Raw genomic sequence first — 11,188 nt, forward strand, 5'->3', positions numbered from 1 at the left:
CTCGCTCATCGCGCCGGCTCCGCGGCCAGCGCCCGAGTCGGCTTCGGCTCAGACGCGAGCGTGAGCGCGGGCTCGGACCTCGTCGCGGGGCCGGGTTCCGGTTCGGTCTCCGGCTGGACGAGCCAGGCGCGTCCGACCAGCAGGTCCGCTCCGCCGATGCGTGGGTCGGACAGGGGCGTGCCGTCATCGACGGCGATCATCAGGGTCGGGTCCCCGGACTGGCGGGCCGGCTCGATGCGCGGACTGACCGCGTGCAGTGCCAGCAGCGCCACCAGCTCCGCCACCTCGTCACCATCGCCGACCGTCCCGCCGCCGACGGTCCCGCCGCCGACCGTCCCACCGGCGGTGATCCGGCGGGCGTCGGCGAGCAGCGCGGACAGCCGGCGCGGGCCGGACGGGTCGAGGTCGAGCAGTTCCAGGGCCCGGGCCCAGGTGTCGTCGTCGAAGCGTGGCGGTTCGACGAGTTCCACCAGGTCGGCCTCGACGACCTCCGCGCCGAGCACCTCACGGTCGAGCGGGGGACGCAGCAGCAGATCGACAAGATCGAGCACCCGGGGCGCCCGCGGGGTACGCACACCGACCGCACCGGGAAAGAAGGCGGCCGCGGGCCTCTCGGCCGCACCCGCCGGCAGCGCCAGGGTGGGCACCAGCAGTTCGGCGTGCAGGTCGATTCCGCCGCGGGCCGATGACGCGGCGAACTGCTGGCGGTCCTGCTCGGCGCGGAACACCCCACCGGCCTCCAACAGCCTGGCCTGTAGCTGGGTGTGCCGGCGGATGCAGTCACCCACGATGGTGACGAGGTCGGCCGCCTGCCGCTTGTGGTCCGGGTCGTCGGCGGAGTCGCGATAGCGACGAATGTGGGTCAGGATCGCGTTCTCGTACCGGTAGCGCTGCTCGACGTGGTGCAGCGCCTCGTCGATGAGCGTGGGCATGGCCTCCAGCCAGTCGACGGCGAGGACGTTGCGCCTGGTCGCCTCGAGTCGGCTCCGCAGCTGCTCGGCGTACTGCACCGTGCGGTAGCGCGCGGCCTCGGCGGCGGCCCGGGCGTCGGCGAGGCGGCCGCGGCGGATCAGCGTGTCGAGCGCGACCTCGGCGGCGATCTGCGCCGAGGTGATGTCGGTGTCGAGCGCGCCGACCAGCACCGTCACCGCCTCGTCGGTGGCGCGCAGGTAGATGTCGCCGGCCGGGTCGGCCAGCTCCACCAGCAGCTTGAAGTCGAACCGGCGCCGGACGTAGCGACCGTCGGCGTGCACGGTGCCGTAACCGGCGTCGAACCCGCGGTTGACGTTGCCGACGTTGATCAGGCTGTGCAGCACCCAGGACGCCACCCGCTCGTGCTCGGCCGCGGGCCGTTCGGGCGCCTGCGCCGCGGCCAGGGGCACCAGCCGCCGCAGCACCTGATCGTGATCGGCCCCATGGTCGAAATCCATCGACACGGTGACCTGGTCGATCGCGTGCAGGCCGAGCTCGGCCATCGCGTACCTGGAGAAATCCGCCGTGCTCTCGTCGCCCGCACCGGCGCCCACCAGATGCGCCTTGCGGACATCAAGATCGTGAAGCGGCTGGGTCAGCGCGAGCGCCTTGAGCCGGCGCACCATCCCGACATCACCGACGAGCCCCATCGCCACCGGGGACGACACCGGCGACGCCACCGGGGGCGGCACGGGGGACGAGGTGGGCTCGATCATCGCCTCCGACACTAACGGGTGGCTCCGACAGTTCTGTCGTCCACCCGAACGGGGACCCCGCCGCCGTGGCCCGTCGGTGGTCCGGATGGGACGGGCCCGGTTGACCCGCGTCGCCGCCCAGGAGTGCGCATCGTGGCGTCCTCACATCGCGCGAAGCCGCAGCGTCCGGGTGGCTGTGTCCGTCCCCACGGGAGCGCGGGGCTTCGGGCCGTCCGGGCGGGCACGGGACGTCCATACGCTCGTGATGGATCCGGTGCCGGCGTCAGGCGTCGCCGTGCGGCCCGACCGCCGTCGACTCCCCTGACCGTCTGGAGGCACGACGCCCATGACCACGACGCCCGACGCTTCCCCCAACGCCCCAACCCCGCGCACCCCTACGTCGGCCACCTCGACCAGCTCGACCAGGTCGGCTCCGAACGCCCCAGCTCCCCGCACCGCGACGTCCACCGTCTCGACGCCGCCCGGTACCGCCGCGGTGCCGGTCCAGCGCCGGGCGTTGCCGCCGGTGGAGCAGATTCGCCCGGGGCTGTGGAGCGTGCCCGTCCCGCTGCCGGTGCGCCGGCCGGCGTACATGTTCGTGTACGTCTTCGAGACCGCGGTCGGCCCGTACCTGGTCGACGCCGGCTGGGATCACGACGAGGCCTTCGCAGCCCTGGAGGCCGGCCTCGCCACGATCGGCACGTCCGTCGCCCAGGTGCGGGGCATCCTCGTCACCCACGCGCATCCCGACCACTACGGGCTGGCGCACCGGGTCCGGGCGGCCAGCGGCGCCTGGATCGCGCTGCATCGGCTGGAGGCGGCCGCGCTGCACCACAGCGAGATGATCCGGGACGCCGAACTCGCCGCCATGCTCGTCGACGCGGGCGCCCCCGACGACGTCACCGCCGAGCTGCTCGCCCGCGACCCGCTGCCGATCGCCACGGTGCGCCCGCCGGACCTGCTGATCTCCGACGGCGACCGCCTCGACGTTCCCGGCTGGTCCCTGCACGCCCTGTGGACGCCCGGTCACACCCCCGGCCACCTGTGCTTCTGGGAGTCCGAGCAGCGGCTGCTGGTGTCCGGCGACCACGTCCTGCCGGCCACGATCATCAGCACCCCGCTGCCGAGCCCCACGAACCCGGATCCGCTCGGCGACCACCTGCGCTCGCTGTCCCGGCTGCGGGGGCTGGGCGCCGACCTGGTCCTGCCCGCGCACGATCACCGCATCACCGACCTGGACCAGCGCCTGCTCGAACTCGAGGCCTGTCACCGCGCCCGGATGACCGAGCTTGTCGAGGGCCTGCGCGCCGGCGTCGGCACCGTCTGGGAACTGGCCTCCCTGGTCAGCTGGCACCGCCCGTTCACCGAGCTGCGCGCCATCGCGATGCAGATCGCCGTCCAGGACACCCTGTCCTACCTGGCCGCGCTCGCCGCGACCGGTATCGCCACCGTCGAGGACGCCACCCCCACCCGCTGGCGCCTCGTCACCTGACCATCCCGCACCACCCGACCATCGCTGTCCGCCGGCATCCGGGACCCTGGCTGACCATCCCGCGTCTCCCAGTGCCCTGACATCCATCCGCAGTCCGGCGGGGACGCCCCATGGCGCGCCGACCGGTGAGAGCGCGCTACGGGGGTCGGACGTCAAACGTCGGGTGTCGGGTCGCCGACGTCACGGGCGGCAGGGCGGGGGATGTCGGGGCGGATGCGTCGGTACTAGGGTGTGGTCATGACGTCGGTGTCGTTGTCCAAGGGCGGGAATGTCTCGCTGAGCAAGGTCGCGCCGAACCTCACGACGGTGACGGTCGGCCTCGGTTGGAAGGTCCGCCAGACCAGCGGCGCCGACTACGATCTTGACGCGAGTGCGATCGTCGTCAACGAGGCCGGTCGGGTGCTCTCCGACGGCTACTTCGTCTTCTTCAACAACCTGGTGAGCCCCGACGGCGCCGTCCAGCACCTCGGCGACAACCTCGTCGGTGGCGGCGGTGGCGACGACGAGCAGATCAACGTCGAGCTGCGCACCCTCACCCCGCAGGCGTCCAAGGTCGTCTTCACCGTGTCGATCTACGACGCCGACCAGCGCCGGCAGACCTTCGGCCAGGTCCGCGACGCCTTCATCCGGGTCACCGACGCCAGCACCGGCGCCGAGGTCGCCCGCTACGACCTCACCGAGGACGCCTCCACCGAGACCGCCATGATCTTCGGTGAGCTCTACCGCTACGGCGGCGAGTGGAAGTTCCGGGCCGTCGGCCAGGGCTACTCCACGGGCCTTCGCGGCATCGCCCTCGACTTCGGCGTCAACGTCTCCTGACCCGCGCCGTCTCTGACCTGCGCCGTGAGCGGCGGCAGCGTGCCAGGCGTGGCGCCGCTGGATGAGTTCGACCCTCCTTGGCCTGGCCCTTACACCTTTCTTGGCCGTCTCGGTTCCGGGGGAATGGGCACCGTCTATCTCGGTCGCCGCGGCGATACCGATGGCTCGCTCGTGGCGATCAAGGTGATCAGGTCCGACTTCGCGTCCGATCCCGAGTTCCGCCGACGTTTCGAACGGGAAGCCCGGACCGCGCAGCGGGTTCACCACACCTATACGGCGGCGGTGCTCGATGTCGACATCAACGGCAGCCGGCCGTATCTGGTCACCGAGTACATCGAGGGGCCGACGCTGGCCGCCCGGGTCATCGACTTCGGCATCGCCCGCGCCCTGGAAGGGCGGAGATGGCGACAGTGCTGGTGTTGGAGGCTTTTGGTGGGGAGTCGGAGCGCCGCGAGATAGCCAGGCCCGAGCGGGGATGGGTGAGGTGCTGGTCGAGGGAACGTTCCCTGATGCGGGGTCACCCTCGCCTTCGGCGTCATCACCTGCACGGTCTTGTGACCTGCGGGTCCCGACGGGTTTCGGGCAGCCAGAACGGAACTGTGAAACCCTCTCTCATGCGAAACTTAGCGGCCACTGACCCGTTACCGGCTTTCCACCCTGATCTGCGCGCGGCCCGGTTCCTGCCTCGTTCCTCGGTAGGGCCACGCAGGCTGCGGGTGGTCCGGGCGCTTACCCGGCTGTCCACCCGCAGCTCGAAGGCCCAGACCTCGGTGGAACAGATCGTCCCGGGCGTCACGGTCCGGGTGTACCGGCCAGCCCGGCCGACGCCGGATGAGCCGACCCGGTTGCCCGAGCAGGGTCGTCCGGCGTTGCTGTGGATCCACGGCGGCGGCCTCGTTTTCGGGGTCGCGGCCATCGACGACCCGTTCTGCCGTCAGATCGCCGATGATCTCGGCATCGTGGTGGCCTCGGTGGACTACCGGCTCGCCCCCGAACACCCGTACCCGACCCCGCTGGACGACTGCTACCGCGGGCTGCGCTGGCTCGCCGAGCAACCCGACGTCGACCCTGAGCGCATCGCGGTCGGCGGCAACAGCGCAGGTGGTGGACTTGCCGCCGCGCTCACCCTGCTCGCCCGGCAACGCGGTGAGATCCGGCTGGTCTTCCAGCTGCTGACCTATCCGATGATCGACGACCGCAGCAGCGACCGCACCGACATCACCCCGCGGCAGCTGCGGCTGTGGAACCAGAAGAGCAACCGGTACGCCTGGACCTCCTACCTTGGCCCCGCCTCGACCGACATCGCCGGCCAGGTGTCACCGCTGGCCGCGCCGGCCCGTGCCGACGACCTGACCAACCTGCCCGCGGCCTGGATCGGCGTCGGCACCCGCGACCTCTTCCACGACGAGGACGTCACCTACGTCCACCGGCTGCGCGCCGCCGGCGTGACCTGCACGTTGCACGAGGTACCCGGCGCCTACCACGGTTTCGACGTCGTCGAGGCCACCGCCCCCGTCTCCCGCGAATTCCGCCGCGCCCAGATCGCCGCTCTGGCTGTCGCCCTAACAGATCCAGCCCCCGGGAACGAGGAGAACAGTGTGGCATCGCCCCCGGCTTCGGGGTCACCCTCGCTTTCGGACGAGGCGTGAACAGACGCCGTTCGCGGTGGCCGGAGCCCGCTGGTTTCTCGCTGGTCAGGCGCGGTGCAGGGCGGCAGTGACCTTGCCGCCGAGTCGGCCGGTGAGCTCCGGGGCTGGAACCCAGCGGTGGGCGGTGACTTCCTCCAGTTGAAGATCAACGCCGGTACCTGGGCCCAGGGGCTGTATTCCGAGGAGAAAGCGAAAATCGTAATGGGTGTGCGCCGGTTCGCCTTTCCCGAGATTTTCGGGGATCTCATGGGCATCGATATCGATCGGGTACCCGGCGATGGGAGTAACAGCCGAGGCCGAGATCCCGGTCTCCTCGGCAAGTTCGCGGACGGCTGCGTCCAACAGCGTGCGGTCGTCGGCTTCGACATGTCCACCGGGCAACAGCCAGCGGTCAAGGCTCCTGTGCCGGATCTGGAGCACTCCCCGATCCTCACCCACGGCGATCGCACCACAGGTGACATGTCCCGGCACCGTACGGCGGGACGCGACCGGCTCTGACCCGGTGGCCAGGTCGAGCAGAGGAGCGAGCGTGTCATGTTCCTCGGGGTGGACGTCGAGATACTGCCGAACCGCGGCCAGGATGTGTTCGTTCACCGAGGATCCTCACTCTTTGTCGAAGGTGCGCAGCCATGCCCGCGCGATGCTCTCACGGACCCGGTGGGCGACCTGATGCAGGCCCGGTTCCGCCAGCCGGCCCGAGGTCAGCAGGGACAGCGCCGCCAGGATCTCGCCCTGTACCAGGTAGATGAACGGTCCAACGGCCGCGCCGTGGACGAAGTTGACGGCGTTACCGTCGTTGAGGAGGTAGAAATGATGGCCGGTCGCGCACGCCACGATGTTCGCGCGTGCCAACGCTTCCGCTTTCCACCGCACCTGTCCGAACTGGCACAACCCGCGGCTATGACGACGGCACTGGGGACGCGTCGTCGAAGATGGCTTCCTTCGCGGCCTGCGCGAGGGTGGCCTGGGTGGTTGCGGGGAGTCCGGTCCGGTTCCAGTGGAAGATCACATGCAGTGCGATGACTGCGCGTACTCCGCGTGTGAGCTGGCCGTTTTCCCGGAGGCTCCGGAGTGATCTTCCTGCTTGGCGAAAAGATGTGAGCCAGTCGCTGCCGATGAGGTCTGCTCGGGCGTGTCCGCGCAGGAGGTGGCGCATGTCGCTGGTGAGGGATGCCCAGGTCTGCGGGTCGGGTGGTGTTTCGTTGAGGCCGGAGCGCTGTTCGGCTACTCGTGCCCACACGTCGCCTTGCTCGTTGATGTCCAGTCCTGCGGCTCGCATGAGCGCGGTGCAGAGCAGGAGAGAACGTTCTCGTCGGTCGGTGTGTTCGTCGCCGAGGGTGGCGAGTAGGTGCCGGCTGTCGGCGTGGAAAAGGGCGTGGGCCAGGTCCATGCTGGCCGGGCCGCCGAAGGCGTGGATCTCTGGTTCGTAGATGTCGTGGGTCCAGGTGACGCCGTGTGTGAGCAGGGGGTGGAGCGAGTCGGTGGCGAAGCTTTCGCGGTCGTCCGTGGAGTCGGTGAGCAGGTAGCGGATGCGCCATGGGCCTTTGCGGATGAACGACCAGGAGGTGATGAGGCCGTTTTCTTCGGCTGGCGGAAGGACCGCGGTCAGGTGGGCGATGGCTTGGCGTTCCCGCTCGGCCGGGTCCTTCGCGGGGTAGGCGATGTTCACCTGCTTCCATGGGGTTTCTTTCATGGTGGGGCCTTTCGGTCAGCGGAGCAGGAGGCAGGCGTCCCATGAGGTTGTCGTGGTTCCGGTGGTGGCCAGGGCGGCGCCGGCCGATCCGACGAGGAATCCTGGTGGCTCGCCGGTTGGGGCTGCGGCGTTGCGGTGCAGGAGCAGCGGTTGGGTGAGGGGGATCGGGATGAGGGCGTCGGTGGCGATGCTGCGGGCGGTGGCGAGCAGGCCACTGGTGCCGTGGCACAGGCTCCGGTCCACGAGATGGCCCTGTTGCACCGGGTCGTGCAGGCAGTCGAGGAAGGCGGTCTCGGCGCGGCGTTGGCGTGCGGGGTCGTTCAGGGCGCGGGCGGCGAGTTGCTGGGCGCGGGTGATGCCGGGGGTTCCGTAACACCAGGACGGTTTGAGCGGGCCCTGTTGGCTGGTGGTGCCGTGATTGATGTCGGCGAGCGTGATGATCTGCGGCCACCAGGAGCCGCCGCCGGCGCTTTGCTGTTCCCAGGCGTCCAGCCACTGGCAGATGCGGGTGATCGCCGCTGCCTGTCCGTCGACCGTGATGCCGTCGTTGAGGGTGAGGGCCAGGAGGGCGAGTGGGCCGCAGATTCCGTGGGCGATCGAGTGGTTGCTGTGTCCTCCGGGTGGCCCTTTCTGGCGGCGGTTGGGGCCGGTGGGGCACCACCAGCCGGGCAGTCCGTCGACGGGTTCGGTGAGCCGTACCAGGTAGTCCAGAACGTCGCGGAGCAGCTCGTGGTCGCCGTTACGACGCAGCGCCACGGCAAGACCGGTCAGGCCGCCGATGAGGTCGTATTCGGCCATCAGCGGCCGGCGGCGCTGGTCGATCCTGGCGTGCGCGGCTTTGAGGTGGTGCCGGGCGACCGTGGCGGTGCCCGCGTCCGCGGTTGCCCTGGCCTCGCGCAGACCAGGGTGGTCGGGGGCGCTGTGCAGGACGAAGGACAGTGCCGGTGCGCCGTAGTAGAGGCTGGCGGTGGCCGCGATGCTGATGCCGTCGGTGACAGCTTGCGTCAGGGTCGCGTGCGCCTGGTCCCAGGTGGCCGGCGCGCTTCGGGCCTGCTCGAGGTGGAGCAGGGCGATGCCGGCCGCGCCGCCGCTGAGGGACTGCCCCGGCTTCATGGCGCGCTTCGGGCGAGCAGGGTGTGGGCGCTGGCGCGGGCCAGCCGCAGGCAGCGGCGCTCGGAGGCCAGGTCGACTCCGATCATCCGGGCGTGGTGCAGGTGCAGCAGGTCGGCCAGGATTCGGTTGGGGTCGAGGCCATCCTGGTCGATACGTGCCTGGTAGTCCGCCAGTGCCTCGCGGAGCCGGTCGTTGGCGTACAAGGGGATTGTCCGCATGACCTGTTCGCGGCTACCGCTCACCGGCTGGTGGGCGGTTGTGGTCGGCGGCCCGCTGTGGTGGTCGACATGGTTGAGGAGCCAGGCGGGTCCGTTTCCGGTGAAGCCGTCGGCGATGCTGATCAGTCCGGTGGCGGTGGCGATCGTCCGGTCGCCGGAGAGGCGTCCGAGGGCCGCATGGGAGTCGGCGGCGAACACCGCTTCGGCTGCCGCCAGGGTAGGACCGGTGCCGAAGCGGGTCTCGGGCCGGTAGGTGTGGATCGTGTAGTCGCGCAGCAACGCGTCCGCGCGCAGACCATCCGCCCAGTGCCCAAACTGCTGGACGGCCGCCCCAAACCGATCGGCGTCGCGCAGCGGGATGCGTAGTCGAAGGTGGGGCTCGGGCTGGTGGTGGCGGATGAACCACCAGCGGTCCAGACCGTTCTGGCTGTCGTCGACCAGGTCGGCCAGCCGGGCGAGGATCTCATCGCCCCGGCCGTAGACCTTCACGTAGAGCCACGGCGACAGGCCGGGTCGGTGCTCCACGGTGCTGGCCGCCCGCACCGGGCGTGGGTGTCTCGGCTCGGTCGGGTGCGCGGTGCGGGCGAGCGTGACGACGAGTTCGTGGGGTCTGTCCCCGAACCAGCCGGGCCGGCCGCTGGCCTCGGTGAGGACCGCGTCCGGCTGCCGGTCGAGGCGGCTGCGAACAAGCGTGAGGTGCGCGGGCTCGTCGAGATCGATGCCGATCCGCACATCGTCGGCACCGAGCAGCACCTCGGACGGGATCCGGTAGGTCTCCCGTAGCCGTTCCCAGGCCGCCCGCCAGGCGGAAAAAGGCACGGCGCGGGCCGGGAGGCTTGCGCGGCTGATGGTCCAGCGGGCGGGATGAAGGATCGACCTGCCGCGCCGGATACGCGGCAGGAACGGCAGTTCGCGAGCGACGGCTCCCCAGGTGAACGGGCAGCAGGGTGCGCAGAACGCCGTCCAGATCTCGGTCAGGAAGCGTATGAGTGGCTGCTGGCCGCCAGGGAGATCGACCGCGTTGAACAGCATCGGTTCGACCGGGCAGCCGCGGGACAGCGACAGCAGCCACAGCCGCTGCGCGTCCCCCGTGACCGCCAGGTCGTCGAGATCGAGGTCGGGATTCTCCTGGTACTCCCCGAGCGGCAGGATCGGGAGGATCTTGGGTACCCTGGCCACGGCCGTCATCTTCCGCGCCAACGGCGGCCCGGAGATCTGCGCCGCGAGGGCTCCGGGCAAAGCGGTTGGTAGTGCGGCATAGGCGCGGCGGAAGCGCGCGTGTTCGGTGTCGCCGAGCAGGTGCAGGAACCGGCCGACGGTCACCCCGGCGTGCCGGGCCCCGCTGATGACGGTCAGCGTGAACGCTCCCCGGTCCAGATCGCTCAACGACGGCGCCGCCAGGGCGAAACGAAGCTCGGTGTGCGGGACCGCAGGTCGATGCCCGACGGTCAGCCTGGCGATCAGGTCATCGTCCAGGACAACCTCGGTCCGGCCGTCGAGGGCGGCCTGCTGAGCGATCTTCGTCAGTAGCACGTCGCGCGCGGTGAGCAGCCGCGGCTCGCGGCGATGGGACCCCCGGTAGCCAGCCGGCAGGCCCAGCCCGGAGTCCGCGACCAGCTGGCGGACGGGCACCGCCGCGCCCGGCCCGTACCGTTCGAGAAACGCCAGGTGATAGGCCCGCCAGCCCGGCATGTCCGGCGCGACCAGGGCCAGGGCCGACGCGGCGTGCTCAGCTTCGCGCAGCACCGCCGGCGGCAGGGCCACCGAACAGTCGACCGCCACCTCGGCCACGGACCGTTCGCAGGGGTCCGGAAAGTCGGCGTAGCGGGCGAGGTACGTCGCCGGATCGGTCACGGTCATCGGGGGGCGCGCAGCCGACAGCAGCACGCGGTGGGCCACCAGGTCAGCCAGCATACGTTCGATGACCGCGGGCTCAACCGTGGGCGCCTCGACGGCCAGCATGGCGGCCAGGTCGCTGAACCCGATCGGTCGGCGCGCCGCGTGCACTACCAGCCGAAGCGGACGGGTCAGGCCCACCTCGACATCCCGCAGGTGGCCTTCGGCGCTCACGCCCGGAACGACCCACGATCGGCCGCGGGCGAACCCGAGGCAGTTCGTCACGACCGGCATCGTCCGCAGCGTGGCCAGTTGCTGCTCGAGCCGCTGGGCCTGCTCGTCCAGAACCAGCCCCTCAGGCTGGTTCACCACCCGGTGGGCAGCGCCCCACGCGGCTTGCGCACGGGTGGCGAACTCCACCGAGGCGATGCCCGCGAACAACCCGAACGGCGTCGCCCTACTCGTCCAGCGCAGCAGATACCGCATCAGCGTCTCCACCAGCCGCCGCATCGACCGCGTCGTGGTTCGCGCCGACGGCGCAGGTGCGGCGAGCTGCCGCTCCACTTGGGCCGCCAGGTCCGGGGGGGCGGGGGGGGGGGGCGGGGCGGGGCCCCCCCCCCCCCCCCCACGGCCGGACTCCACCGTGCCTAGTGGGCGAAGTGGCGCACGCCGCTGAAGTAGAGCGTGACCCCGGCCGCCCG

General features: G+C 70.8%; 10 protein-coding genes. 4 read left to right on the forward strand and 6 right to left on the reverse strand.

Annotated features, from left to right (window positions below; all coding sequences use genetic code 11):
• Positions 1-5: 5 nt before the first annotated feature.
• The gene (locus tag MXD61_RS12055; protein ID WP_248812969.1) at positions 6-1,688 is read right to left on the reverse strand and encodes a hypothetical protein; all 1,683 of its coding nucleotides are present in this window, start codon (positions 1,686-1,688) and stop codon (positions 6-8) included.
• A 325-nt stretch (positions 1,689-2,013) separates the two neighbouring features.
• Here MXD61_RS12055 and MXD61_RS12060 point away from each other — a divergent pair, with 325 nt between their 5' ends.
• The 4 genes from MXD61_RS12060 (at position 2,014) to MXD61_RS12075 (ending at position 5,627) form a co-directional block, all read left to right on the forward strand.
• A complete protein-coding gene (locus tag MXD61_RS12060; protein ID WP_248812970.1) occupies positions 2,014-3,159 on the forward strand; it encodes an MBL fold metallo-hydrolase in 1,146 nt (381 codons plus the stop codon).
• Positions 3,160-3,396: 237 nt separating this feature from the next.
• Positions 3,397-3,978, forward strand: coding sequence for a TerD family protein (locus tag MXD61_RS12065; RefSeq protein ID WP_248812971.1), 582 nt, complete (start codon positions 3,397-3,399; stop codon positions 3,976-3,978).
• A 48-nt stretch (positions 3,979-4,026) separates the two neighbouring features.
• Positions 4,027-4,437, forward strand: a complete 411-nt coding sequence (locus MXD61_RS12070) for a protein kinase (RefSeq protein ID WP_308222730.1) — start codon at positions 4,027-4,029, stop codon at positions 4,435-4,437.
• A gap of 155 nt (positions 4,438-4,592) precedes the next feature.
• Positions 4,593-5,627, forward strand: coding sequence for an alpha/beta hydrolase (locus MXD61_RS12075; protein ID WP_251079821.1), 1,035 nt, complete (start codon positions 4,593-4,595; stop codon positions 5,625-5,627).
• Between the two features lie 45 nt (positions 5,628-5,672).
• Here MXD61_RS12075 and MXD61_RS12080 read toward each other — a convergent pair whose 3' ends face one another.
• From MXD61_RS12080 to MXD61_RS12100, 5 genes are read right to left on the reverse strand one after another with little or no spacing between them, the layout of a single operon-like run.
• Positions 5,673-6,221, reverse strand: a complete 549-nt coding sequence (locus MXD61_RS12080; RefSeq protein WP_308222731.1) for an NUDIX domain-containing protein — start codon at positions 6,219-6,221, stop codon at positions 5,673-5,675.
• Positions 6,222-6,230: 9 nt separating this feature from the next.
• On the reverse strand, positions 6,231-6,479 hold the full coding sequence (locus tag MXD61_RS12085) for a hypothetical protein (protein ID WP_248812973.1): 249 nt from the start codon (positions 6,477-6,479) through the stop codon (positions 6,231-6,233).
• Positions 6,480-6,525: 46 nt separating this feature from the next.
• The gene (locus MXD61_RS12090) at positions 6,526-7,320 is read right to left on the reverse strand and encodes a thiopeptide-type bacteriocin biosynthesis protein (protein WP_248812974.1); all 795 of its coding nucleotides are present in this window, start codon (positions 7,318-7,320) and stop codon (positions 6,526-6,528) included.
• A 15-nt stretch (positions 7,321-7,335) separates the two neighbouring features.
• Positions 7,336-8,433, reverse strand: coding sequence for a lanthionine synthetase C family protein (locus MXD61_RS12095; RefSeq protein ID WP_248812975.1), 1,098 nt, complete (start codon positions 8,431-8,433; stop codon positions 7,336-7,338).
• Entirely contained in the window at positions 8,430-11,129 is a 2,700-nt protein-coding gene (locus MXD61_RS12100) for a lantibiotic dehydratase (protein ID WP_308222732.1), read from the reverse strand. Before MXD61_RS12100 ends, MXD61_RS12095 begins: the two co-directional genes overlap by 4 nt.
• Positions 11,130-11,188 lie beyond the last annotated feature (59 nt).

The sequence above is a fragment of the Frankia sp. AgPm24 genome, from assembly GCF_023243055.1.
In the GTDB taxonomy this organism is placed as follows: domain Bacteria; phylum Actinomycetota; class Actinomycetes; order Frankiales; family Frankiaceae; genus Frankia; species Frankia umida.

What these genes read in the sequence shown, in the direction of transcription:
- MXD61_RS12055 (WP_248812969.1), bottom strand. Translation starts at nt 1,688, where the DNA reads ATGATCGAGCCCACCTCGTCCCCCGTGCCGCCCCCGGTGGCGTCGCCG.
- MXD61_RS12060 (WP_248812970.1), top strand. Translation starts at nt 2,014, where the DNA reads ATGACCACGACGCCCGACGCTTCCCCCAACGCCCCAACCCCGCGCACC.
- MXD61_RS12065 (WP_248812971.1), top strand. Translation starts at nt 3,397, where the DNA reads ATGACGTCGGTGTCGTTGTCCAAGGGCGGGAATGTCTCGCTGAGCAAG.
- MXD61_RS12075 (WP_251079821.1), top strand. Translation starts at nt 4,593, where the DNA reads ATGCGAAACTTAGCGGCCACTGACCCGTTACCGGCTTTCCACCCTGAT.
- MXD61_RS12090 (WP_248812974.1), bottom strand. Translation starts at nt 7,320, where the DNA reads ATGAAAGAAACCCCATGGAAGCAGGTGAACATCGCCTACCCCGCGAAG.
- MXD61_RS12095 (WP_248812975.1), bottom strand. Translation starts at nt 8,433, where the DNA reads ATGAAGCCGGGGCAGTCCCTCAGCGGCGGCGCGGCCGGCATCGCCCTG.